Source organism: Salipiger sp. (assembly GCF_048261495.1).
In the GTDB taxonomy this organism is placed as follows: Bacteria; Pseudomonadota; Alphaproteobacteria; order Rhodobacterales; family Rhodobacteraceae; genus Salipiger.
This window is the reverse complement of the sequence record NZ_JBLXFX010000007.1, coordinates 187,342-207,195: the sequence shown is the minus strand read 5'-3', so window position 1 is coordinate 207,195 and position 19,854 is coordinate 187,342. Positions and strand designations below refer to the sequence as shown.

At 69.5% G+C, this 19,854-nt stretch carries 25 protein-coding genes and 1 tRNA gene; 16 read left to right on the top strand and 10 right to left on the bottom strand.

Features of this window, described 5'->3' with window-relative positions:
• Positions 1-149 precede the first annotated feature (149 nt).
• Both ACN0RJ_RS15695 and ACN0RJ_RS15690 read right to left on the bottom strand, forming a co-directional pair.
• Positions 150-800: a CatB-related O-acetyltransferase gene (locus tag ACN0RJ_RS15695; protein ID WP_417724845.1), complete on the bottom strand. Its 651-nt coding sequence runs from the start codon at positions 798-800 to the stop codon at positions 150-152.
• 101 nt (positions 801-901) lie between these two features.
• A complete protein-coding gene (locus ACN0RJ_RS15690) occupies positions 902-1,504 on the bottom strand; it encodes a flavin reductase family protein (protein WP_417724844.1) in 603 nt (200 codons plus the stop codon).
• An 80-nt stretch (positions 1,505-1,584) separates the two neighbouring features.
• On the opposite strand from ACN0RJ_RS15690, the gene ACN0RJ_RS15685 reads away from it, so the two are divergent.
• Together ACN0RJ_RS15685 and ACN0RJ_RS15680 are read left to right on the top strand one after the other, a co-directional pair.
• The gene (locus tag ACN0RJ_RS15685; protein WP_417724902.1) at positions 1,585-2,070 is read left to right on the top strand and encodes a GNAT family N-acetyltransferase; all 486 of its coding nucleotides are present in this window, start codon (positions 1,585-1,587) and stop codon (positions 2,068-2,070) included.
• Between the two features lie 49 nt (positions 2,071-2,119).
• Complete coding sequence (locus ACN0RJ_RS15680) at positions 2,120-2,875, top strand: EcsC family protein (protein ID WP_417719758.1); 756 nt, start codon at positions 2,120-2,122, stop codon at positions 2,873-2,875.
• Between the two features lie 427 nt (positions 2,876-3,302).
• Here ACN0RJ_RS15680 and ptsP read toward each other — a convergent pair whose 3' ends face one another.
• From ptsP to ACN0RJ_RS15640, 8 genes are all read right to left on the bottom strand, one after another.
• Positions 3,303-5,549, bottom strand: coding sequence for a phosphoenolpyruvate--protein phosphotransferase (gene ptsP / locus ACN0RJ_RS15675; RefSeq protein WP_417719757.1), 2,247 nt, complete (start codon positions 5,547-5,549; stop codon positions 3,303-3,305).
• 46 nt (positions 5,550-5,595) lie between these two features.
• Positions 5,596-6,834 carry an aspartate kinase gene (locus ACN0RJ_RS15670; protein WP_417719756.1) on the bottom strand — a complete coding sequence of 413 codons (1,239 nt, stop codon included), beginning with the start codon at positions 6,832-6,834 and terminating at the stop codon, positions 5,596-5,598.
• Between the two features lie 84 nt (positions 6,835-6,918).
• Positions 6,919-7,377 carry an SgcJ/EcaC family oxidoreductase gene (locus ACN0RJ_RS15665; protein ID WP_417724843.1) on the bottom strand — a complete coding sequence of 153 codons (459 nt, stop codon included), beginning with the start codon at positions 7,375-7,377 and terminating at the stop codon, positions 6,919-6,921.
• Positions 7,355-7,996 (bottom strand): SDR family NAD(P)-dependent oxidoreductase, encoded by a 642-nt coding sequence (locus ACN0RJ_RS15660; RefSeq protein ID WP_417719754.1) that lies wholly within the window; start codon positions 7,994-7,996, stop codon positions 7,355-7,357. Before ACN0RJ_RS15660 ends, ACN0RJ_RS15665 begins: the two co-directional genes overlap by 23 nt.
• The gene (locus tag ACN0RJ_RS15655) at positions 7,996-8,421 is read right to left on the bottom strand and encodes a DUF1178 family protein (RefSeq protein WP_417719753.1); all 426 of its coding nucleotides are present in this window, start codon (positions 8,419-8,421) and stop codon (positions 7,996-7,998) included. The genes ACN0RJ_RS15660 and ACN0RJ_RS15655 overlap by 1 nt, the downstream gene beginning before the upstream one ends.
• A gap of 58 nt (positions 8,422-8,479) precedes the next feature.
• Positions 8,480-8,944 carry an NUDIX hydrolase gene (locus tag ACN0RJ_RS15650; protein WP_417719752.1) on the bottom strand — a complete coding sequence of 155 codons (465 nt, stop codon included), beginning with the start codon at positions 8,942-8,944 and terminating at the stop codon, positions 8,480-8,482.
• Between the two features lie 22 nt (positions 8,945-8,966).
• Positions 8,967-10,184, bottom strand: coding sequence for a 3-deoxy-D-manno-octulosonic acid transferase (locus tag ACN0RJ_RS15645; RefSeq protein WP_417724842.1), 1,218 nt, complete (start codon positions 10,182-10,184; stop codon positions 8,967-8,969).
• Positions 10,185-10,616: 432 nt separating this feature from the next.
• Positions 10,617-10,691, bottom strand: a tRNA-Thr gene (locus ACN0RJ_RS15640).
• A 98-nt stretch (positions 10,692-10,789) separates the two neighbouring features.
• On the opposite strand from ACN0RJ_RS15640, the gene ACN0RJ_RS15635 reads away from it, so the two are divergent.
• The 14 genes from ACN0RJ_RS15635 to ACN0RJ_RS15570 all read left to right on the top strand — a co-directional run bounded on the left by ACN0RJ_RS15635 (position 10,790) and on the right by ACN0RJ_RS15570 (position 19,850).
• A complete protein-coding gene (locus ACN0RJ_RS15635; RefSeq protein ID WP_417719750.1) occupies positions 10,790-10,945 on the top strand; it encodes a hypothetical protein in 156 nt (51 codons plus the stop codon).
• Between the two features lie 3 nt (positions 10,946-10,948).
• Positions 10,949-12,220: a UDP-N-acetylglucosamine 1-carboxyvinyltransferase gene (gene murA / locus ACN0RJ_RS15630; RefSeq protein ID WP_417724841.1), complete on the top strand. Its 1,272-nt coding sequence runs from the start codon at positions 10,949-10,951 to the stop codon at positions 12,218-12,220.
• Entirely contained in the window at positions 12,217-12,681 is a 465-nt protein-coding gene (locus ACN0RJ_RS15625; RefSeq protein WP_417719748.1) for a DUF2948 family protein, read from the top strand. Before murA ends, ACN0RJ_RS15625 begins: the two co-directional genes overlap by 4 nt.
• A gap of 127 nt (positions 12,682-12,808) precedes the next feature.
• Positions 12,809-14,110 carry a histidinol dehydrogenase gene (hisD, locus tag ACN0RJ_RS15620; protein WP_417719747.1) on the top strand — a complete coding sequence of 434 codons (1,302 nt, stop codon included), beginning with the start codon at positions 12,809-12,811 and terminating at the stop codon, positions 14,108-14,110.
• Between the two features lie 10 nt (positions 14,111-14,120).
• Positions 14,121-14,759: a hypothetical protein gene (locus ACN0RJ_RS15615; RefSeq protein WP_417719746.1), complete on the top strand. Its 639-nt coding sequence runs from the start codon at positions 14,121-14,123 to the stop codon at positions 14,757-14,759.
• Positions 14,760-14,825: 66 nt separating this feature from the next.
• Positions 14,826-15,305: a UPF0262 family protein gene (locus tag ACN0RJ_RS15610; protein ID WP_417719745.1), complete on the top strand. Its 480-nt coding sequence runs from the start codon at positions 14,826-14,828 to the stop codon at positions 15,303-15,305.
• 3 nt (positions 15,306-15,308) lie between these two features.
• Complete coding sequence (locus ACN0RJ_RS15605) at positions 15,309-15,755, top strand: low molecular weight phosphatase family protein (RefSeq protein WP_417719744.1); 447 nt, start codon at positions 15,309-15,311, stop codon at positions 15,753-15,755.
• Positions 15,752-16,153, top strand: a complete 402-nt coding sequence (locus tag ACN0RJ_RS15600) for a ketosteroid isomerase-related protein (RefSeq protein WP_417719743.1) — start codon at positions 15,752-15,754, stop codon at positions 16,151-16,153. The genes ACN0RJ_RS15605 and ACN0RJ_RS15600 overlap by 4 nt, the downstream gene beginning before the upstream one ends.
• The gene (locus ACN0RJ_RS15595) at positions 16,153-16,734 is read left to right on the top strand and encodes a GNAT family N-acetyltransferase (protein WP_417724840.1); all 582 of its coding nucleotides are present in this window, start codon (positions 16,153-16,155) and stop codon (positions 16,732-16,734) included. The genes ACN0RJ_RS15600 and ACN0RJ_RS15595 overlap by 1 nt, the downstream gene beginning before the upstream one ends.
• Before the next feature lie 79 nt (positions 16,735-16,813).
• Positions 16,814-17,698, top strand: coding sequence for a carbon-nitrogen hydrolase family protein (locus tag ACN0RJ_RS15590; RefSeq protein ID WP_417719741.1), 885 nt, complete (start codon positions 16,814-16,816; stop codon positions 17,696-17,698).
• An 84-nt stretch (positions 17,699-17,782) separates the two neighbouring features.
• Positions 17,783-18,001 (top strand): translation initiation factor IF-1, encoded by a 219-nt coding sequence (infA, locus tag ACN0RJ_RS15585; protein ID WP_005978431.1) that lies wholly within the window; start codon positions 17,783-17,785, stop codon positions 17,999-18,001.
• A gap of 66 nt (positions 18,002-18,067) precedes the next feature.
• Entirely contained in the window at positions 18,068-18,646 is a 579-nt protein-coding gene (locus ACN0RJ_RS15580) for a Maf family protein (protein ID WP_417719740.1), read from the top strand.
• Entirely contained in the window at positions 18,643-19,662 is a 1,020-nt protein-coding gene (locus tag ACN0RJ_RS15575) for a ribonuclease E/G (RefSeq protein ID WP_417719739.1), read from the top strand. The genes ACN0RJ_RS15580 and ACN0RJ_RS15575 overlap by 4 nt, the downstream gene beginning before the upstream one ends.
• Entirely contained in the window at positions 19,659-19,850 is a 192-nt protein-coding gene (locus ACN0RJ_RS15570) for a DNA gyrase inhibitor YacG (RefSeq protein ID WP_417719738.1), read from the top strand. The genes ACN0RJ_RS15575 and ACN0RJ_RS15570 overlap by 4 nt, the downstream gene beginning before the upstream one ends.
• Positions 19,851-19,854 lie beyond the last annotated feature (4 nt).

Genomic DNA, 19,854 nt, shown 5'->3' with positions numbered 1-19,854 from the left:
CGGGACGGCGGGGGCCGCGTGCAGGATCTGCGCGCGGCCTTTCTTGTTCGTGTGTGGGGGGGGGGCGCCTGCGGCGCGTTTCGGGGGCGCTGCCCCCGTCGCCTGCGGCGACTCCCCCGGGATATTTTCCGAACCGGAGAAGGGGCGGGTCAGGGCGCTGCGCGGGCGAGCGCGTCGAGATCGCCGGATTCGAGCGCAGGGCGGGCCGCGGCGATCCTTTCGGGCGGCCAGTCCCACCAGGCGAGCGCGTTCAGGCGTTCGATCTGCGGTTCGGTAAAGCGCCGGCGCAGCACCCGCGCCGGATTGCCGGTGACGACGGCATAGTCGGGGACGGCCCCGCGCACCGCGCTGCCGGCGCCGACGATGGCGCCGTTGCCGATGGTCGCGCCGCCCAGCACCATGGCGCCGTAGCCGAGCCAGACGTCGTGGCCGACCACGGTGTCTCGGCAATCGGGCTGGACGGCGGTCATCGTCTCGGGATCGAAGACGGAGAACGGGTAGGTCGAGATCCCGTCCGTCGCGTGATTGGCCGAGGCGCCGACAAAGCGCACGCCGTGGGCGATCTGGCAGAACCGGCCGATCGTCAGCCTGTCGCGGGAAAAGTCGAACAGGTAGGGCGCGAGGCGGGCGGCCCAGCCGTCGGGCGGCGGCGGGTCGAAATCCGACGCATAGCTGTGGGCGCCGACCTCCATGCGCGGGTGGTCGATCACGGCGCTCAGGTGCACGGTGCCCGCATGGGGCGTGCCGTCGGGCAGGATGATGGGGTGGATGCGGGACGCATCGGGCAGGGAAAAGGGCATGGGGCCTCCTCGGACAGGCTGAACGGGGTCAGGGTGTCAAAGGTTCTGGTCCATCGGTCCCTCCATCGGATGCCGCAGCATCGCAGATTTCCCGTGCGCCGTCACTCCCCCGGGCGTTGCAGCGAGAAGACTTCGCGGATCACCGAATAGTCGCGATACCCGAGCCGGGTCAGCGGCTGGAATCGGGTGACGTCGAAGGCGCCGTCCACCAGGCAGTCGTCGCGCATGTGGATGCCCGTGACCTCGCCGAAGGTGACGAAGTTGGCCTCTCCCGGAAGCTGGACGATCTGCGTGACGGTGCATTCCAGCGCGGCGGGCGCATTGGCGACGCGCGGACAGTCGATGGTTTCGCAGGCGGCCTTGTCGATCCCGGCGAGCGCGAATTCGTCGGTCCCGGCATCCCAGGGGCCGGAGGTCCTGTTCATCACGTCCCGCGCCGCGTATTCGACGATGTTGACGCAGAACACGCGGGTTTCGCGCAGCTGCGCGACGCTGTCCTTGGTGCCCTCGCGGTCGGGCTTGGCCGAGGTCGAGGCGAACATGACCTGCGGCGGCACATAGGCCACGGCGTTGAAGAAGGAGTAGGGCGCCAGGTTGTCGCCCAGGCTGCCGCGGGTCGAGATCCAGCCGATGGGACGCGGGGTCACGATGGCGTTGAACGGGTTGTGCGGCAGTCCGTGGCCGTCCTCGGGTCGGTAGAACATTGCTGTCCTCTCAGATGTTTGCGCGTCAATTCCGACCGTGATAGGCCGGATGCGTCCGGAATGCACGGGAGATCGGTGCCCTGTTCACGCTGTCTCAGGAAAAGCCCGGCGACTGGTGGGAGGTCGAGGCGCTTTACGATCTGTGCTTTGCCCCCGGCAGGACGCTTCTGTCCTCCTACCGGCTGAGGGACGATGTCCCCCCGGTGCCCGAGCTGTGCCGCGTGGCGCGGGACGAAAACGGCATTCTCGGCGGCGCGATCCGCTACTGGCCGGTGCGCATCGGCCCCTGGCGGGCGCTGCTGCTGGGGCCGGTGGCGGTCCACCCCACGGCGCAGGGCGAGGGGCTGGCGGCGGCGCTGATCCGCGACACGCTCGAACGCGCGCGCCAGATGGAGTGGGGGCGGGTGATCCTGGTGGGGGATCTGCCCTATTACGGCCGCTTCGGATTCTTCCGTCTGGAGGGGGTCGAGATGCCTCCGCCGACCAACCCGGCGCGGATCCTTGGCCATGATCTCGTGCCCGGCGCCTGGGAGGGCGTGAGCGGAACGGTGGAGCGCAACGCTTGAAACCGGCGGGTTACGCCCGATCTAGGTATCAGACGACGAGGAGCGCACCATGACGACCGGAACCGAGCTTGACCCTGTGAACGTGGAGAACGAGATCGCACAACTCGCGCGCCGGCACCGCGCGGCTGGGGGCGTCGGGCTGCAGATCCTGAACATCCTCGGCGGGCAGGCCGAGAACCTGCTGGAACGTCTGCCGGACCGGGTGAAGGAGCGCCTCGAGGGGGCGACGGAGCGCGCGCTGGAGGTGGCGATGGGCGCCGCCGCCGGATCGCGCGGGGTGGTGCCCGACCAGAAAGGCTGGCTGAACACGGCGTTGGCCACAGCGATGGGTGCCGCGGGCGGGGCCGGAGGGCTGCCGACGGCGCTGGCCGAGCTTCCGGTGACCACCACCGTGCTGCTGCGCGCCATCCAGGGCATCGCGGCCGAGCACGGCTTTGATCCCGACGATCCCGAGATCCGCAAGGAATGCCTGCTGGTCTTCGGCTCTGCAGGACCGCTGGATCGCGACGACGGCGCGGACATGGCGTTTCTCTCGGCGCGGGTGACGCTGACCGGGGCGACGGTCCACGGGCTGATCTCCAGGATCGCGCCGCGCCTCGCGACGGTGCTGGGCCAGAAGCTTGCCGCGCAGGCGGTGCCGGTGCTGGGTGCCGCGGCGGGGGCGGCGACGAACTACGCCTATACCAGCTATTACCAGCAGATGGCGCATGTGCATTTCGGGCTGAACCGGCTGGCGCGGGAAAGCGGGCGGCCGCGCGGAGAGCTTGTCGAGGCGCTGCGGGTCGCGGTCACGCAAAAGCGTTAACCTTCTGTTCAGCATGGGGCGGTATAGATGAGTCGCGGCAGGGCAAAACGTCCCGTCGTACATCGCCCGTACGGTTCCTTGCGGGCATTGCCAAAACGGCAATGCGACCATGTGCAGGGATTGACGGGCTTACCCTGCGCAGAACGTGCGGGCAGTGCCTTGCGCCAAAACGGCCCTGGTGCGACATCGGATAACTGCACCCGGTTGCGGATGGGGGCTCCGTCCCGACCGGGTGAATTTATCTCCTCCGGCACCCGACGTCAGATTCTGCCGATGCGGCTCAGTGGCAAACCAGTGCGCGGCGGTCATGGCGCGAGGCCGGTCGGATATCGAAATGTCCCGGGCCACCCACGCTTCCGCAGAGCGGCGTGCATCTGCCAAGCCATCCGGTTGCGCGCCGTGAAGGACCGACCGGGGGGCGCCGCCGCTATCCCTGCCAGCGCAGGTAGTCCATGACGGATTCGCGCACCGACTGTTCGCCGCGTTCGCGGGCGTCGCAGATCACGTCGTAGAGCGCATCCAGATCGGTGCGCATGATCAGGCTCTTGACCGGTCCGATCGAGGCGGGGCGCATCGACAGCCTGTGCAGGCCGATCGCGGCGAGGCAGACCGCCTCGACCGGGCGCCCGGCATCCTCGCCGCAGAAGCTGAGCGGGGTCTGCGTTTCCGAGCAGCGCTCGACGATCAGCTCCAGGAAGCTCAGGAAACTCACGTTGAGCGTGTCGTAACGCCGCCGCACCCGTTCGTTCTCTCGGTCGGCGGCAAAGAAGAACTGCTTGAGATCGTTGCCCCCGACCGAGACGAAATCGACCTCCTCGAAGAACTGCCGCGGCGCATAGGCTAGGCTGGGCGTTTCCAGCATCGTGCCGACGGTGATCGTCTCGGGCACGGGATGGCCGAGCTTGCGTTCGATGGCGACCGCCTTGTCGACCTCGCGCCGCGCGGCGCGGAATTCCTCGAACTGGGCGACGAAGGGGAACATCACGGTCAGGGGGCGGCCTTCGGAGGCACGCAGCAGCGCCTGGATCTGCATCCGCATGACGCCCGGCTTGTCCAGACCGACCCGGATCGCGCGCCAGCCCATCGCCGGGTTCGGCTCGTCCGTGGGCTTCATGTAGGGCAGCACCTTGTCGGAGCCGATGTCGAGCGTGCGGAACACCACGGGCTTGCCCCCGGCGGAATCCAGCACGCGCTTGTAGATGGTCACGAGCTCGGTCCGGCGCGGCATCTGGTTGCGGACGAGGAACTGCAGCTCGGTTCGGAACAGGCCGACACCCTCGGCCCCGGAATTCTTGAGCGAGGGCAGGTCGGCCAGCAGACCGGCATTCATGAAGAGATGGACGCGCTTGCCGCAGGGCGACACCGCCGGCTTGCGGCGGATCGAGGCGTAGCGCTCCTGCGCCTTGGCCTGCATCGCGATCTTGTCGCGGAAGGCGGCGACCACCGTGTCGCCGGGGCGCAGGTGCACCACGCCGTTGTCGCCGTCGACCATCACGTGGTCGCCGTTCAGCGCCTCGGTGGTGATGCGGGTGGCATTGATGACCAGCGGAATCGCCAGCGCCCGCGCGACGACGGCGGCGTGACTGCCGACCGAGCCTTCCTCGAGGATGACGCCGCGCAGCTTCTTGCCGTAGTCGAGCAATTCGCCCGGCCCGATGTTGCGCGCCACGAGAACCGGATCGCGCGGCATCTCGGCCCCGGTTTCTCGACCCTGTCCGGTCAGGATGCGCAGCAGGCGGTTGGCGAGGTCGTCGAGATCGTGCAGCCGCTCGCGCAGGTAGGCGTCGCTCACCTGCGACATACGGGCGCGCGCCTGGCTCTGTTCCTTTTCCACCGCCGCTTCGGCCGTCAGACCGAGGTCGATGTCCTCTTCCATGCGCCGGCGCCAGCCCTTGGAGTTGGCAAACATGCGATAGGCTTCAAGGACTTCCATCTGTTCCTTGTCGCCGGTGCCCGAGGCGCCCTCGAGCAGTTCGTCGACGCTGACGCGCAGCTGTTCGACGGCGGCGGTCAGGCGGGCGCGTTCGGTTTCCGGGTCGTCGGTGACGAAGTTCGTCACCACCACGCGCGGCTCGTGCAGCCAGACATGGCCCTCGGCCGTGCCTTCCTGACCGGCGCCGCCGCGGAACACCGCCGGGGCGGTGTGGCGGGCCGACAGCGCCGCGCCTTCCCCGACGAAAGCGCCCAGTTCGGTCATCTCGGCCAGCACCATGGCGACCACTTCCAGCGCATAGACCTCGTCCGGGGTGAACACCCGCTTGGACTTGGTCTGCACCACCAGAACGCCCAGCTTTTCGCCGAGCCGCTGGATCGGGACGCCGCAGAAGCTGGAGTAGATCTCCTCGCCGGTCTCGGGCATGTAGCGAAAGCCGCGCTCGGCCGGGGCGTCGGCGGTGTTCACCATCTTTCCGGTGCGCGCGACGCGGCCCACCAGACCCTCGCCCAGCTTCATGCGGGTCTCGTGCACGGCCTCCTTCTTGAGGCCCTCCGTGGCGCAGAGTTCGAGCGTGTCCTCGTCACGGAACAGGTAGATCGAACACACCTCGGACATCATCGAATCCGCGGTCAGATGGGTGATCTTGTCCAGCCGCGCCTGACCCGCGGCCTGTTCGGCCATGGTGTCGCGCAGCCGGCCAAGAAGCTTGCGGCTTTCGCTTTCCGTGGTCTCCGCCATGCTGGCTAACCCTGTCCCCGTCCCGTTGAAGAGACGGCCCGGAGCTTCAGGCCGTCTTCTCCAGTTCGAAGGCATCATGCAGTGCCTGAACCGCGAGTTCCATGTATTTCCGGTCGATCAGAACGGAAATCTTTATCTCCGAGGTTGTAATGACCTTGATGTTGATACCCTCCTGCGAGAGTACCTTGAACATCTTCGCCGCCACGCCGGTATGCGAACGCATGCCGATGCCGACGACGGAAATCTTGCAGACATCGGTATCGGCCACGAGGTCGTGGAAATCGATCGCGCCGGCCTCCTTGGCCTTCTTCAGCGCCTCTTCCGCCCGCTTCACCTGGTTGACGGGGCAGGAGAAGGTCATGTCGGTGCGACCCTCCTCCGAGATGTTCTGCACGATCATGTCGACATTGATGCCCGCTTCGGACAGCGGCATGAAGATCGCGGCGGCGATGCCGGGGCGGTCGGCGACGGAGATGAGGGTCATCTTCGCCTCGTCGCGGGAATGGGCGACGCCCGAGACCACGTTCAGTTCCATGATTTCCTCCTCGTCGCAGACGAGCGTTCCGGCCTCGTCGGACTGTTCCTCGAAGCTGGAGAGCACCCGCAGCTTCACCTTGTAGCGCATGGCCAGTTCGACCGAACGGGTCTGCAGCACCTTGGCGCCCAGCGACGCCAGTTCGAGCATCTCCTCGAAGGCGATCTTGTCGAGCTTGCGCGCCTTCTCGCAGATCCGCGGGTCGGTGGTGTAGACGCCGTCGACGTCGGTGTAGATGTCGCAGCGCTCCGCGTCGAAGGCGGCGGCAAAGGCGACGGCGGTGGTGTCCGATCCGCCCCGGCCCAGCGTGGTGATCCGCCCCTCGGGCGAGATGCCCTGGAAGCCCGCGACCACGGCCACCTTCATGCCCTCGCCGAACTTGCGCGAGATGTTGTCGGTGGGAATGTCGACGATGCGCGCCGAGCTGTGCGCCGAGGTCGTCACCAGCGGCACCTGCCAGCCCTGCCAGGACCGCGCGGGCACGTCCATTTCCTGAAGGGTCAGCGCCATAAGACCCGCCGTCACGTTCTCGCCCGAGGACACGACCGCGTCGTATTCCCGCGCGTCGAACAGCGGCGAGGTTTCCTCGACATAGCCGACAAGTTTGTTGGTCTCGCCCGACATGGCGCTGACGATGACGATGACGTCATAGCCCTTGGCGACCTCGACCCCCACGCGCTTTGCGGCGCGGCGGATGCGGTCCAGCGTGGCGACAGAGGTGCCGCCGAATTTCATCACGAGGATGGGCATGGAAAAGCCCCTTGGGGTGGTCTTGAATCAGCGGGGGTTTACGCGTGGTCGGGAAGGCGCGCAAGAGGCCTTGGGCGCGCCGGGTCAGCCGCTCCGGTAGTCGATGCCGCGCAGCCCGCCATCCGCGACGAAGGTTTCCATGCCGGGCAGGACCTCGGTGTTCTGGGCGGTGACGGCGCGCCAGCCCTCCGCGTCGCGGGCCAGCACGAAGACCAGCACGGTGCGGCGCGGCCCGGCGGGGCGGCCGTCGGGCGTCGTCTGTCCGGTCATGGTGAACCGGCACCGCACCACGGCGTGATCCGGGGGCAGCAGCCGGACCGACACGCGGCCGGGGCGCAGCTCCGTTTCGGCAAAGAAGCTCTTCAGCGCGAGGTCGTGCGGGCCGGCGATCGCCGCGCGCCCGATCCACCAAAGGCCGGTGACATTGACGAAATCCGCATCCTCCGCGAACAGCGCAGCGATGGCGCTTCCGTCCCGCGTGGCCCAGGCCTCGGCAAAGGCGGCCGGAAAGCCCTCCGGCTCAGTAGGGATGCGCGCGGCCATCCCAGGTCTCGAAACAGCCGGTGGTGTCGAGGGTCAGCGCATCCAGCCGGTCGGCCAGCCCCTCGGCGGCGGCGGCGGGCGACAGATCCGCGCCGGAGCCGCCCATGTCGGTGCGCACCCAGCCGGGGTGATAGATGCCGACCGCGATGCCCGCCCCGCGCAGGTCGGCCGCCAGGTTGCGCCCGAGGTTCAGCGCCGCCGCCTTGGAGGCGCGGTAGATCAGGCTGCCGCCCGGCGCGCGCTCGGACGAGGCCATCTGCGACGAGATGATCATCACCTTGCCGCCCGCCGCCGTCAGGTTCGGCAGCAGCGCCTGGATCGTGAGGAACACCCCCGTGACATTGACCGAGAATTCCTCCGCCCACATGTCGGCCGGATATCCGGAGCCGAGATCCTGCCCCCGGTCGAGAAACACCCCGGCGTTGCAGACCAGCGCATCGAGCGGCGCGCCCCCCAGCCCCTCCGCCATGGCGCGGATGGTCTCGGGCCGCGTCACGTCGAGCGGGACGAACCCCGCGCCCGACCGCGCGGTCGCCGTCACCTCGTGGCCGCGCGCGGTCAGTGTCTCGGAGAGGGCGGCGCCCACACCCCGGTTCGCGCCGGTGATCAGCACTTGCATCAGCTCGTCTTCCTTGTCGGTCTGAAAGGCAGCGGTGCGATGGGCACGCCGTCCTCGATGAGAGAGCGGGCTTCCTCGCCCCTGGTCTCGCCCCAGATCGGTCGATGCGGGGTCTCGCCCAGGTGCATCGCCCGCGCCTCGGTCGCGAAATTGCCGCCGACGTAGTCGGAATGCTTCTCCACATGCTCGCGGAAGGCGCGCAGGGCCTTTTCTTCCTGCGATGCCGGTTCGGAGAGCGGGGTCGGGGCGGCCGCGGTCTTGCCGGAGTTCACGCGCGGCGCCATCAGTTCCTTGTGCACGTCGGACGAGCCGCAGACAGCGCAGGACACCATGCCGGCGGCCTGCAGCTTGTCGAAGGCTGCGGCGGACTGGAACCAGCTGTCGAACTGGTGATCCTGCGTGCATTTCAAGGAATACTGGATCATGGCCTTGCTCTGAAACCTCCGGTAAACGTAATCCTTTCACACCCGAGTTCAAGCGGCCTTAACCGGGGCCCGGAACCGCCTCGAACCGCAGAAGCAGTTGAGCCAGTTCGATTTCCCCCACCATTTTCGCCGCCTTGCGCCGCCCGACCCAGCGCCGTTTGCGGTCCGCGCGCTCCGGATAGCGCTTCTCGGTGCGGGTAACTTCCATCGGAAAGACAAGCGCAAGGTGAAGCTGCGGATTGCCGCGCTTGTAATAGGTGTATCCGCCGACGCAGTTGCGCCGGATCCTGCCGCGCGCGCCGGCCTCCTCCCAGGCTTCGCGGGCCGCGGTCTGGGCCGGGGTCCGGCCGCGCATGGGCCAGCCCTTGGGCAGGGTCCAGCGCTTGCCGCCGCGGCTGCGGACCATCAGGATCTGAAGCTTTCCGCCCCGTATCCGGTAACACAGGGCAGCATATTGCAGGTGCGGCACGCGGGCGCGCGCCATGGCCAGCGAGGGCAGGGAGGATCGGTGCATCATGGTCATCTGGTCCGCCAGCCTGCCGCTCTCAGATGATTCCGTCCAGATGCTGCATGAGCATACCGGCCAGTGTCCCGGCGTCGGTCGCCGGGGCCAGCGCGTCGCGCGCCCGCGCCCCGAGGCGGCGCTGCGCCTCCGGGTCGGCGAGCGCCTCCAGCGCGGCGGCGAGCGTCGCGGCATCCTCGATTCCGATCGCGGCCTGCTGCTCGGCGAGCCGGGCAAAGGCAGGGCGGAAATTCGCGACATCGGGCCCGTGGATCAGCGCGGCACCGAAGGCCGCCGGTTCGTGCGGCGTGTGCCCGCCCCGGTCGCCCAGGGTGCCGCCGATGAAGACCCGCCCCGCCAGCGGGTAGAACAGCGCCATCTCGCCCAGCGTATCGGCCAGGTAGACATCGGCGCCCTGCGGCGGGTCCCCGCGCGTGCGGCGCGCGACGCTCAGCCCGGCGGCGCGGACCAGCCGCTCCACCGCGTCCGCCCGGCGCGGATGGCGGGGCGCAAGGATCAGGGTCAGCCCCGGATCGCGCCTGCGGGCAAGGGCATGGGCGGCCAGGACGATCTCCTCCTCGCCCTCGTGGGTCGAGGCGGCAAGCCAGGTGCCGTCCCGCCTCAGCGCGGAAAGCGATGGGTCCGCAAGCCGGGGCGGCGCGTAGAAGGCCTTGAGGTCGATGACCGGCCCCTCCGCCTCGGGCGGCAGACCGGCGGCGCGGAAGCGGGCGAGCGACCCGTCGTCCTGCGCCGACAGGAAGGCGACCCGCGCCAGCATCCGTCCGAGCAGCCCTCCGAAATGGCGCCAGCCTCGCGCCGTTCCGGGGCTGAGCCGCCCTCCGAGGATCAGGACAGGGCCGGGACACAGCAGCATCCGGTTCGGCCAGAGTTCCGATTCCATCGTGACTTGCGCGACGATGTTCCAGTGCCGGATCATCCGCCGCGTGACGCGGGCAAGGTCCAGCGGCGCCAGCCGCGCCACGAGGCCCCAGCTTTGCGCCAGCGCGACGCCGGTCGGCGAATTGCAGGTGACGAGAAGCGGCACGCCGCGGGCTGCCAGCGCCTCGATCACCGGCCGGGCCGAGGAGAGTTCCCCGTTCGAGGCCGCGTGCAGCCAGAGATGCCGCCCCTCCGCCGGCGCCTCCAGCGCCAGCCGCTGGCGCAGGGCGTTCCGGTCCCCGCGCAGCACCAGCCCCGCCACCACCTTGAGCGCAAAGAGCGTGACGAGGCTCCGGTATAGCAGCATGAGGTTCCCTTCCATCCGCGCGCCGCGCCTCCCGATGGAGTAGGGCGGCCCGCCCGGCATGGCAAGTCGCGGCTGGCCCCGCGCCGCTCGGACCGCCCGATCCGCGCGAATATCCGCGAATTCCCGTGGAACGGAATGGAATCAGCGGGTTGGCGCGTGACGTTGAGAGTTGACCAAAGGATTGCGCGAGGCGGATCGCGCCGAAGGTGCAGTTCGGCTGTTTCATGATTCATGCCGCAACGGCGCCATGATCCGTTCCACAGTGAATCATCCTTATCCTTTTGCCACATTCGGGCAAAACAGGCGGCGCGAACGGGCCGGAAGGATCTCCCAAGCCGGAAACCACCCGCATCTCCGCCCGAATCCACCCTCGCCGCACAAGCGATCGCAGGCGGAAGGGGGCCTCCCGGCGGGTCCTTGTCATGTCGGTGTCATGTCGGGGATGAATGGTGCTGCTGGACAGGATTGAACTGTCGACCTCTCCCTTACCAAGGGAGTGCTCTACCACTGAGCTACAGCAGCGACCGGCGCCTGTTTGGCGTGGCGGGTGATTAGACGCAATTCCCGGATGGTGCAAGCGCAATCTGGACGCTTTTTTGCCCCTGCTCTAAAGAGGGGGCATGGAGCGGAAAACAGGCACCCCGAAATCCCCGGCCCCGGCGCGCGATCAGCGGCTCAAGGCGGCGCTCAAGGCGAATCTTGCGCGGCGCAAGGCGCAGGCGCAGGCGCGCGGGCAGGGCAAGGGCGCTCCGCAGAGCAGTGAAAAGGACACGTAGGACATGGATTCCATCATCGTTACCGGGAACGGCCCCCTCTCGGGGCAGATTCCCATCGCGGGGGCCAAGAATGCCTGCCTCACCCTGATGCCGGCCACCCTGCTGTCCGAGGAGCCGCTGACGCTGACCAATGCGCCGCGTCTCTCCGACATCCGGACCATGACCACGCTGCTGCAGTCGCTGGGGGCCGAGGTTTCGGCGCTGCAGGAGGGGCAGGTGCTGGCGATGTCGAGCCATGCGCTGACCTCGACCCGCGCCGAATACGACATCGTGCGCAAGATGCGCGCCTCGATCCTGGTGCTGGGGCCGCTGCTGGCGCGCTTCGGCCATGCCGAGGTGTCGCTGCCCGGCGGCTGCGCCATCGGGGCGCGGCCGGTGGACCTGCACCTGCGCGCGCTCGAGGCGATGGGCGCCGAACTCGAACTGAAGGAGGGCTACGTCCATGCCAAGGCGCCGACCGGCGGGCTCCGGGGCGGGGTGATGGACTTTCCCTTCGTCTCGGTCGGCGCGACGGAGAACGCGCTGATGGCGGCGACGCTCGCCAAGGGTACGACGGTGCTGAAGAATGCCGCCCGCGAGCCGGAGATCGTCGATCTGGCGCAGTGCCTGCGCAAGATGGGCGCGCAGATCGCGGGCGAGGGCACCGGGACCATCGAGATCCAGGGCGTCGACCGGCTGGGCGGGGCGACGCATCGCGTGGTGACCGACCGCATCGAACTCGGCACCTACATGCTGGCCCCGGCGATCTGCGGCGGCGAGGTCGAGTGCCTCGGCGGCAGCATCGGACTGGTGGCGGCCTTCTGCGAAAAGCTCGACGCGGCGGGGATCTCCGTCGAGGAGACGGCGACCGGCCTCAAGGTCGCGCGCCGCAACGGGCGGGTGCGCGCCGTCGACGTGGTGACGGAGCCCTTCCCCGGCTTTCCCACCGATCTGCAGGCGCAGATGATGGCGCTGCTCTGCACGGCGGAGGGCACCAGCGTGCTGGAGGAGAAGATCTTCGAGAACCGCTTCATGCATGCGCCGGAACTGATGCGCATGGGGGCGAGGATCGACGTGCACGGCGGTACGGCCACGGTGACCGGGGTCGACACGCTGAAGGGCGCGCCGGTGATGGCGACGGATCTGCGCGCCTCGGTGTCGCTGATCCTCGCCGGGCTTGCGGCCGAGGGCGAGACGGTGCTCAGCCGGGTCTACCATCTCGATCGCGGTTATGAACATGTGGTGCGCAAGCTTTCGGGCGTGGGCGCAAGAATCGAACGGGTGAAGGCAGAGTGACCGGGGACGCGCGATTCGAGGATGCGGGCGGCGGGCCGCTCAATCTCGGGGCGATGGACCCCGAGGATCTCCGGGTGCTGTCGGCGCTGCTGCAGGATGCGGTGCTGACCGTGGCGGACATCTCGTGGCAGAAGCGTCACCGGCGGCTGGCGCTGCTGGTGAACCGTCTGCGGCGCGAGGACGGCGCGCACCAGTCCCCGCCCGAGCGGGTGCGGGCGCTGGTCACGGTCGGCAACGTGCTGGCGGTGTCGAGCCAGGGCGTCGCGCGCGGCGACGGCGAGGTGGTGCTCTCGGTGCTGGAGGTGGGCTTCGAGCCGGGCGAGGAGGGGGCGGGGTTCGTCGTCTTCACCCTCGCCGGGGACGGCGTGCTGCGCGCCTCGGTCGAGGCGCTCGAGGTGGGGCTGCGCGACGTGACGCGCCCCTACCGCGCGGTGTCGGGACGGCTTCCGGAGCACGGGTAGGGGCTCCGCCCCGTCCGCGCCTGCGCGCGGACTCCCCGGGATATTTCGGGCCAGAAGAAACCCCTGCGGCTTGAGGCGGGGCACGGCGGGGGGTAAGACCGCCGGGACTTTGGAGAGGAGCCGCGCCATGCCGGTGTTTCTGGATACGACCGAGCCCGATTTCGAGGTGGCCTTCGGCCGCCTGCTCGGGGCCAAGCGCGAGGACAGCCCGGACGTGGACGACACCGTGGCGGGAATCATCGCGGATGTGCGGGCGCGCGGCGACGCGGCGCTGATCGAACTGACGGCAAAGTTCGACCGGCTGGAACTGACGGCGGAGCAGCTGCGGATCCCGGCCGCGGAGATCGAGGCCGAATGCGCCCGGGTTCCCGCCGCGGAGCGCGCGGCGCTGGAACTGGCGGCCGAGCGCATCCGCGCCTACCACGTGCGCCAGATGCCGGGCGATGCGCTCTGGACCGATCCGGACGGGGCGACGCTGGGCTGGCGCTGGACGCCGGTCGCTGCGGCGGGGCTCTACGTGCCGGGCGGGCTGGCGAGCTATCCCTCCTCGGTGCTGATGAACGCCATTCCCGCCAAGGTCGCCGGGGTGGAGCGGCTGTGCATCACCGTGCCGACCCCGGACGGCGCGATCAACCCGCTGGTGCTGCTGGCGGCGCGGATCGCCGGGGTGGACGAGATCTACCGCATCGGCGGGGCCCAGGCGATCGCCGCGCTGGCCTATGGCACCGAGACGGTGCCGCCGGTCGACAAGATCACCGGGCCGGGCAACGCCTTTGTCGCCGCCGCCAAGCGCCGGGTCTTCGGCAAGGTCGGGATCGACATGATCGCCGGGCCGTCCGAGATCCTGATCATCGCCGATGACGGCAACGATCCCGATTTCCTCGCGCTCGACCTGCTGAGCCAGGCCGAGCACGACGAGAGCGCGCAGGCGATCCTCGTCACCACCGATGCCGGCTTCGGGCGCCGGGTGGCCGAGGCGGTGGAGGCGCGGCTCGGGACGCTCGACCGGCAGGCCATCGCCGCGGCGAGCTGGCGCGATTTCGGCGCGGTCATCGTGGTGCGCGATCTGGCCGAGGCGGCGGCGATTTCGGACCGCGTGGCGCCGGAACACCTGGAGCTCTGCGTGGCCGACCCCGAGGCGTTGTCCCGGCGCATCCGCCATGCCGGGGCGATCTTTCTCGGCCAGTGGACGCCCGAGGCCATCGGCGACTATGTCGGCGGACCCAACCACGTGCTGCCGACGGCGCGCTCGGCGCGGTTCTCGTCCGGGCTGTCGGTGCTGGATTTCCTCAAGAGGACCACGCTGGCGCGGTTGTCGCCCGAGGCCCTGCGCGCCATCGGCCCGGCGGCCGAGGTGCTGGCCGCCTCCGAGAGCCTTCAGGCGCACGGGCTGTCGGTGACCGCGCGGCTGCGCAAGCTGAACGGCTGAGGCGGGGGCGGTGCGGGGCCGCCCCGGCGATCCGTCCGCGCTGGTGCGGGCGCTCTGCGCCGTCGCGCTGGTCGCGCTCTGCGCGCGGGTCTTGGGGACCGCGCAGGATCTCGCCGTGCGCCTGCTGCTGGCGGCGGCGCTGCCGCTCTATGCCCTCGACCAGCTCCGCACCGCGCGCATCGCGACGGGAACCGGCCCCGCCGCCCGCCCCGACCGGGTCGGGCTCGCCCTGTCGCGGGCCTGGCTGGCCGCGGCGCTGATCGCGCTTGCCGCCTGGCGCGGGACCGAAGAGGCCGTGCCGGTGGTGCTCGGCGCGCTGGGGGCGGGGGCCGCGATCGGCCTCGCCTCGACGCGGCTGCCGGTGGTGCCGGTCGCCGGCGATCTCCACGACCTGTCGCGCCCGCCGCGGGGCTGGCGGCACCTGCTCTACCGCCTCTGGCCGGTGGCGTCGCTGGCCTTCGTGCTGGTGCTGACCCTCGCGCCGCCCGACGGCGGATGGCCCGCCCGCGCCCTGCTGGCGCAGATGGTGGTGCTGCCGTTCCTCGTCCAGCGCTTCCCGCCGAACGGCCGCGGCGGCCTGCTGCGCGCGCCGATCGTGCCGCGCCTCGCCGGGGTGGCGCTGATCGCCGCCGCCCTGCTGCTGCCCTGAGCCGCAGGCGCATTGCGGAGACGCACGACACGCGCTAGGTCTTGTGCGTCCGTTGAAGGAAGACCCATGAGCCGCATTTCGCACATCGCCCTCGACGATGCCAATCTGCCGCCCCCGACTCCGGAGATCGAGCAGGAGCGCCGCGTCGCCATGTTCGACCTCATGGAGGAAAACAGCTTCGTCCTTCCCGACCGCGAGGAGCGCGCCGCGCCGCCGGGGCCCTACAAGCTCGGCCTGTCGATCCGCGAAAAGCGGCTGGTCTTCGACATCACCACGGAACAGGATGAAAAGGCTGCGGAATTCCATCTCTCGCTGTCGCCCTTCCGGCAGGTGGTCAAGGATTACTTCCAGATCTGCAAGAGCTATTTCGACGCGGTGAAATCCGCCGCCCCCAGCCAGATCGAGACCATAGACATGGCCCGCCGCGGCATCCACAACGAGGGCGCCCGCATCCTGCGCGAGCGGCTCGAAGGCAAGGCCGAGGTCGACAGCGACACCGCCCGGCGCCTCTTCACCCTCATCTGCGTCCTGCATTTCGGCGGGTGACGCGTGCCCGGGCTGCCACAATCCGTCCTCTTCTGCTGCGACCACAACGCCGTGCGCTCTCCCATGGCCGAGGGCATCATGAAGAAGCTCTACGGCTTCGACACCTACGTGCAATCGGTGGGGGTGGTGAACGATCTCGATGTCGACGGCTTCGCGGTGGCGGTCTGCCGCGAGATCGGGGTCGAGCTGGAAAAACACCGCTCGCGCAGCTTCGAGGAACTGGAGGAGATGGGCGAGGCGCTCTCCGGCTTCGATCTGGTGATCGCCATGTCCCCCGCCTCGCAGCGCGCCGCGCTCAACATGACCTCGTTCTACCACCTGACCGTGGAATACTGGCCGATCATGGACCCGACGGGCCTCGGCGAAACCCGCGAGACCAAGCTCAACGCCTACCGCCAGACCCGCGACCAGATCCGCGACAAGCTGAAAGCCAGATGGGGCACGCCATGACCTCCGCAACCGACACCGTCCGCCGCTATTTCGACGCCTTCGGGGCCGGCGATACCGAGGCCATGCTCGACTGCCTGACCCCGGACGTGGCGCATCACGTCAACGAGGGCCGGGTGCGCGAGGGCAAGGCGCTCTTTGCCGAATTCTGCGCCCACATGAGCCGCTGCTACCGCGAGCGGCTGACCGACATGGTGATCTTCGAGGCCGCGGGCGGCACCCGCGCGGCGGCGGAATACACGGTGAACGGCACCTATCTCGCCACGGATGACGGCCTGCCCGAGGCCCGGAACCAGAGCTACCGGCTGCCGGCGGGCTCCTTCTTCACCCTCGAGGACGGGCGCATCAGCCGCGTCGTGACCTACTACAATCTCGCCGACTGGATCGCGCAGGTCTCCTGATGCGGGTCGAGGTGCTGACCGGATCGGCGCTCGATGCCGCGCTCGACGCGGTGGCGGGGCTGCGCATCGCGGTCTTCCGCGACTGGCCCTACCTCTACGACGGCGATCCCGCCTACGAGCGCCGCTACCTGCAGACCTACCGCGACAGCCGCGACGCGGTGCTGGTCGGGGCCTTCGACGGCGACCGGCTGGTCGGCGCCGCCACCGGCACCCCGATGGAGGACCACGCCGACGATTTCTCCGCCCCGCTCGCCGGAACCGGCCTGCCGCTCGACCGGATCTTCTACTGCGCCGAGTCCGTGCTGCTGCCCGCCTATCGCGGACGGGGCATCGGCCATGCCTTCTTCGACCTGAGAGAGGCCCATGCCCGCGCGCTCGGGCGCAGCCACAGCGCCTTCTGCGCGGTGCAGCGCCCCGACGACCACCCGCTGCGCCCGGCCGGTCACCGCCCGCTCGACGGGTTCTGGACCGGCCGGGGCTACCGCAGGCGCGACGGCGCCGTCGCGCGCTTCCGCTGGAAGGACATCGACCAGCCCGCCGAAACCGACCACGCGCTGCAGGTCTGGATGCGCCCGCTCTGAGCCCCGGCATCTTCTGGCCGGAAATATCCCGGGGTCCGGGGCAGCGCCCCGGTCCGACCCCGAACACGAGGACAACGCGATGAAACTGGCCGCCGCCGCCTACCGGATGGACTTCCTCGACAGCTGGGATGCCTATGCCCGCAAGATCGCCGCCCATGTCCGGGAGGCGGCGGAACAGGGCGCCGACCTGCTGGTCTTTCCCGAATACGGCGCGATGGAACTGGCCACGCTGGCCGGGCGGGCGACGGCGGGCAACCTCGAAGCCTCGCTGCACGCGGTCTCCGACCTGGTTCCGCGCGCCGATGCGCTGCACGCCGACCTCGCGGCCCGGCACCGGGTCCACATCCTCGCCGCCTCCGCCCCGGTGTTCGACGCGGCGATCTCGGACCGCCCGGTCAACCGCGCGCGCCTCTTCGCCCCCTCGGGCGCCGCGGGCCACCAGGACAAGCAGATCATGACCCGATTCGAGCGCGAGGACTGGGGCGTGGTCGCGGGCGGCCCGCTGACCCTGTTCGACACGGCGCTCGGCCGCATCGGCATCCTGATCTGCTACGACAGCGAATATCCGCTGCTCGGCCACGCCCTGCGCGAGGCGGATATCCTGCTCGTGCCCTCCTGCACCGAGGCGGCGCACGGCTACCACCGGGTGCGCATCGGCGCCATGGCGCGGGCGCTGGAACAGCAGTGCATCACCGTCATGGCCTCCACCACGGGGGCCTGCGACTGGTCCGAGGCGGTGGATACCAACTGCGGCGCGGGCGGCATCTTCGCACCGCCCGACACCGGCTTCCCGGCCGACGGAATCCTCGCCTGCGGGGCGCTCGACGCGCCCGGCTGGACCCTGGCCGAGCTCGACCTTGACGCCGTCGCGCGGGTCCGCAAGGATGGCGTCGTGCTCAACCGCACCCACTGGGTCGAGCAGGCCGGGCGGGACAGCCCCGCCGGTATGCGGTCACTCAAGTGATATGCGCACTTGAATTGTCTTCCGTTCGGGTCCATATGGTTCCGCGTTCCGCACCCGATGCGGAAAGGATTTCAAGGAGACAGCATGGCCAAGGAAGATACGCTCGAATTCCCCGGTGTCGTGAAGGAACTCCTGCCCAACGCGACATTCCGGGTCGAGCTTGAAAACGGCCATGAGATTATCGCGCATACGGCAGGCAAGATGCGGAAGAACCGCATCCGCGTTCTCGCCGGCGACAAGGTTCAAGTGGAAATGACGCCCTACGATCTGACCAAGGGTCGGATCAACTATCGCTTCAAGTAAGCCACGCATGAGCCTCGGTCTCATGGATAATGCCGCGCCACGGAGCGCGGACGCCTCGGTGCGCGCATGAGATTCGTCCTGGGATCGGGCAGCCCCCGCCGCCGCGAACTTCTCGCGCAGCTGGGGGTCGTGGCGGATGACATCCGTCCCCCCGACATCGACGAAGACCCGAGGGCCGGCGAGCAGCCGCGCCCCTACTGCATCCGGCTCGCCCGCGAAAAGGCCGTGGCCGTGGAGGCCGCCGAGGACGACATCGTGCTCTCCGCCGACACCACCGTCGCCCTCGGGCGGCGAATCCTCGGCAAGCCCGCCGATGCGGGCGAGGCGGCGGAATTCCTCACCATGCTCTCGGGGCGGCGCCACCGCGTCATCACCGCCGTCGCGGTGCGTCGCGGCGCACGGATCTGGGAACGGGACGTGGTGACCCAGGTCAAGATGAAGAACCTCTCCAACCCGGAACTGAACGCCTACCTGCAAAGCGGCGACTGGCGCGGCAAGGCCGGGGGCTACGGCATCCAGGGCCCCGCCGGGGCCTTCATCCCGTGGATCAACGGCAGTTTCACCGCCGTCGTCGGCCTGCCGCTGGCGGAAACCGCGAACCTGCTGCTTGCGGCGGGCTACCCCCTGTACGAGGCGGACACATGAAGGGCCGGACCATTGCGCTCGACCACCTGAACGGCGCCGAGGCGGCGGCCCTGATCGTCGACGGGCGGCTCGAGGATCTCGTGGTCGACACCGACGCGCCGCGGCCCGGCACGATCTACCGCGGCATCGCCGAACGGCCGGTGAAGGGGCAGGGCGGGATGTTCCTGCGCACCCCCGACGGCTCGGCCTACCTGCGCCAGATCAAGGGCCTGTCGCCCGGCCAGCCGCTGCTGGTGCAGGTCACCGGCTTTGCCGAGCCCGGCAAGGCGATCCCGGTGACCACGCGGATGCTGTTCAAGTCGCGCTACGCCATCGTCACCCCCGAGGCGCCCGGTCTCAACATCTCGCGCCGCATCAAGGATGACGACATGCGCGACCGCCTGCTCGAGATCGCGCACGAGACCATGACCGGCGAGGCGGGGCTGATCCTGCGCTCCTCCTGCTCCGGTGCCGATCCCGATGCCATCGCCGAGGATATCGACTCCATGGTCCAGCTCTCCGCGCAAGTGCTGGCCGATGGCGGCGACACGGCCGAAACCCTGCTCGAAGGCGACGGCCCGCACGCGCTGGCCTGGCGCGAATGGACCGAAGCCGCCGATCTCGACACCGCGGAAGGCTCCTTCGAACGCCACGGCGTGCTCGATATGCTCGACGCGCTGCGCAGCCCGGTGGTGGCGCTGGCGGGCGGCGGCTCCATGGCGATCGAACCGACCCGCGCGCTGGTCGCGGTCGACATCAACACCGGCGGCGACACCTCTCCGGCCGCCGGGCTCAAGGCCAACATGGCTGCGCTGCGCGACCTGCCGCGCCAGCTGCGGCTGCGCGGGCTGGGCGGGCAGGTGCTGGTCGATCCGGCCCCGGCGCCCAAGCGCGACCGCAAGCAGATGGAACAGGTGCTGCGGGCCGCGCTGAAGCAGGATGCCACGGAAACCGTGATCGCCGGCTGGACCCAGCTCGGCCTGATCGAGCTGCAGCGCAAGCGCGAGCGCGTGCCGCTGCACGAGGTCCTGGCATGAGCTGCCCGATCTGTTCCAAGGACACCGATCCGGCCTACCGACCCTTCTGTTCCCGGCGCTGCGCCGACCTCGACCTCGCGCGGTGGCTGTCGGGCGGATACGCCGTCCCCTCCACCGATCCGCAGGACGTGGAGGAGGCGATCGAAGCCGCCGAACGCGCGGCAAGAGACGACCCACCGAGGCATTGACACC

Excerpts from the sequence above, each read along its gene's own strand:
- ACN0RJ_RS15665 (WP_417724843.1), bottom strand. The coding sequence starts at position 7,377 with ATGGCCGCGCGCATCCCTACTGAGCCGGAGGGCTTTCCGGCCGCCTTT.
- ptsP (WP_417719757.1), bottom strand. The coding sequence starts at position 5,549 with ATGGCGGAGACCACGGAAAGCGAAAGCCGCAAGCTTCTTGGCCGGCTG.
- murA (WP_417724841.1), top strand. The coding sequence starts at position 10,949 with ATGGATTCCATCATCGTTACCGGGAACGGCCCCCTCTCGGGGCAGATT.
- ACN0RJ_RS15600 (WP_417719743.1), top strand. The coding sequence starts at position 15,752 with ATGACCTCCGCAACCGACACCGTCCGCCGCTATTTCGACGCCTTCGGG.
- ACN0RJ_RS15680 (WP_417719758.1), top strand. The coding sequence starts at position 2,120 with ATGACGACCGGAACCGAGCTTGACCCTGTGAACGTGGAGAACGAGATC.
- ACN0RJ_RS15660 (WP_417719754.1), bottom strand. The coding sequence starts at position 7,996 with ATGCAAGTGCTGATCACCGGCGCGAACCGGGGTGTGGGCGCCGCCCTC.
- ACN0RJ_RS15570 (WP_417719738.1), top strand. The coding sequence starts at position 19,659 with ATGAGCTGCCCGATCTGTTCCAAGGACACCGATCCGGCCTACCGACCC.
- infA (WP_005978431.1), top strand. The coding sequence starts at position 17,783 with ATGGCCAAGGAAGATACGCTCGAATTCCCCGGTGTCGTGAAGGAACTC.
- ACN0RJ_RS15635 (WP_417719750.1), top strand. The coding sequence starts at position 10,790 with ATGGAGCGGAAAACAGGCACCCCGAAATCCCCGGCCCCGGCGCGCGAT.
- ACN0RJ_RS15645 (WP_417724842.1), bottom strand. The coding sequence starts at position 10,184 with ATGGAAGGGAACCTCATGCTGCTATACCGGAGCCTCGTCACGCTCTTT.
- ACN0RJ_RS15695 (WP_417724845.1), bottom strand. The coding sequence starts at position 800 with ATGCCCTTTTCCCTGCCCGATGCGTCCCGCATCCACCCCATCATCCTG.
- hisD (WP_417719747.1), top strand. The coding sequence starts at position 12,809 with ATGCCGGTGTTTCTGGATACGACCGAGCCCGATTTCGAGGTGGCCTTC.
- ACN0RJ_RS15655 (WP_417719753.1), bottom strand. The coding sequence starts at position 8,421 with ATGATCCAGTATTCCTTGAAATGCACGCAGGATCACCAGTTCGACAGC.
- ACN0RJ_RS15580 (WP_417719740.1), top strand. The coding sequence starts at position 18,068 with ATGAGATTCGTCCTGGGATCGGGCAGCCCCCGCCGCCGCGAACTTCTC.
- ACN0RJ_RS15575 (WP_417719739.1), top strand. The coding sequence starts at position 18,643 with ATGAAGGGCCGGACCATTGCGCTCGACCACCTGAACGGCGCCGAGGCG.
- ACN0RJ_RS15595 (WP_417724840.1), top strand. The coding sequence starts at position 16,153 with ATGCGGGTCGAGGTGCTGACCGGATCGGCGCTCGATGCCGCGCTCGAC.
- ACN0RJ_RS15610 (WP_417719745.1), top strand. The coding sequence starts at position 14,826 with ATGAGCCGCATTTCGCACATCGCCCTCGACGATGCCAATCTGCCGCCC.
- ACN0RJ_RS15590 (WP_417719741.1), top strand. The coding sequence starts at position 16,814 with ATGAAACTGGCCGCCGCCGCCTACCGGATGGACTTCCTCGACAGCTGG.
- ACN0RJ_RS15690 (WP_417724844.1), bottom strand. The coding sequence starts at position 1,504 with ATGTTCTACCGACCCGAGGACGGCCACGGACTGCCGCACAACCCGTTC.
- ACN0RJ_RS15670 (WP_417719756.1), bottom strand. The coding sequence starts at position 6,834 with ATGCCCATCCTCGTGATGAAATTCGGCGGCACCTCTGTCGCCACGCTG.
- ACN0RJ_RS15650 (WP_417719752.1), bottom strand. The coding sequence starts at position 8,944 with ATGACCATGATGCACCGATCCTCCCTGCCCTCGCTGGCCATGGCGCGC.